The organism is Longimicrobium sp., from assembly GCF_036554565.1.
GTDB lineage: Bacteria > Gemmatimonadota > Gemmatimonadetes > Longimicrobiales > Longimicrobiaceae > Longimicrobium.
Map to the genome: position 1 here is coordinate 1 of NZ_DATBNB010000299.1, position 1,586 is coordinate 1,586.

The 1,586-nt window shown below is 69.2% G+C and carries 1 pseudogene; it reads right to left on the reverse strand.

The features are described 5' to 3' along the window. Nucleotides 1-68: 68 nt before the first annotated feature. Nucleotides 69-1,586 (reverse strand): annotated as a pseudogene (locus VIB55_RS08070) (DNA-directed RNA polymerase subunit beta); the annotation flags it as partial.

Sequence of the window (1,586 nt, forward strand, 5' to 3'; positions counted from 1 at the left end):
CGTCGGTCCGTGAGTGCGGTTGGTTACTTCCGCACTCACGCACTCCCGCGCTCACGCACTTCCCTTCACTAACTGCCGAGCGTCACGCTGATGCCCAGCGCCTGAAGCTCCTTCACCAGCACGTTGAACGACTCGGGCAGCCCCGGCTCGGGCAGGTTCTCGCCCTTGACGATGGCCTCGTACACCCGGCTGCGGCCGTTCACGTCGTCCGACTTCACCGTCAGGATTTCCTGCAGCGTGTGCGCGGCGCCGTACGCCTCGAGCGCCCACACCTCCATCTCGCCGAAGCGCTGTCCGCCGAACTGCGCCTTGCCGGCCAGCGGCTGCTGCGTCACCAGCGAGTACGGCCCGATGGACCGCGCGTGGATCTTGTCGTCCACCAGGTGGCTGAGCTTCAGCATGTAGATGGTGCCCACCGTCACCGGGCTTTCGAACTGCGCGCCCGAACGTCCGTCGCGCAGCTTCACCTTGCCGCCGGGGGTCAGCCCCGCCGTCAGCATGTGCTCCTCGAGCGCGGCCGTCAGCCCCTCGCCCGTCTTCGAGGCGGCCAGCGCGGCGGCGGCCGGGAAGGCCTCCTCCACGCTCTGCTGCCGGGCCTCGGCCAGTTCGCGGCTGGCGCTGACGAGGTAGTCCTTCAGGGCGTTCAGCTTTTCGGTGAGCAGCGCCGGGGTTTCCGGCGCGCCCGCCATCCAGTCGATCGCCCGGCCGATGCCCATCTCGGGGCGGGCCCGCTCCTGGGCCAGCGCCTCGTGCGCCTGCACCGTCTCGGCGATGCTGCGCGCGTCGTCCACGTCGAAGGTGGGCGGCATGGCGCTCAGCACGCCCAGCGACTGCCGCGCCCAGGTGGCGCCCGCCAGGCGGATCAGCGTGCCGATCTCGTCTTCGGAAGCACCCTGGAACACCGGCGTCTTGGCCTCGAAGCCCAGGACGCGCGCTGCCCACCCCAGGTGGGTTTCAAGGATCTGCCCCACGTTCATGCGGCTGGGCACGCCCAGCGGGTTCAGGCACACGTCCACCGGGGTACCGTCCGGCAGGAACGGCATGTCCTCTTCCGGCACGATGCGGGCGATGATGCCCTTGTTGCCGTGGCGGCCGGCCATCTTGTCGCCCACCGAGATCTTGCGCTTCTCGGCCAGGTACACCTTCACCAGCTGCACCACCCCCGGGGGCAGCTCGTCGGGCTGGAAGATCTTGTCGATCTGGCCCTCGGTGCGCTGGCGCACCCGCTCGATCCGGCGCTTGCTCTCGTCGATCAGGCGGCGGAGCTGCTCGTTGGTCGGGCGGTCCGTGACCTTGAGCGTGGTCAGGTCCACCTCGGACAGGTCCAGGGCGTCCGTGACCTCGTCGGTCAGCTCGGTCCCCTCGTTGAAGAAGGGCTCCACCGTGCCGCGCTTCAGGAACAGCGCCACTTCCTTGCCGCGGATCAGCTCGCGCACTTCCTCGTCGCGCGCCTCGCCGATGCGGCCGATCTCGCCGCGCTCGTAGGCGCGTAGCTCGCCGATGCGCTGGCCCCGCTCCTTTTCAAGGATCGGGTCATCGATGCGGCGGCTGAAGATCTTAACGTCGATCACCGTGCCCTCCACGCC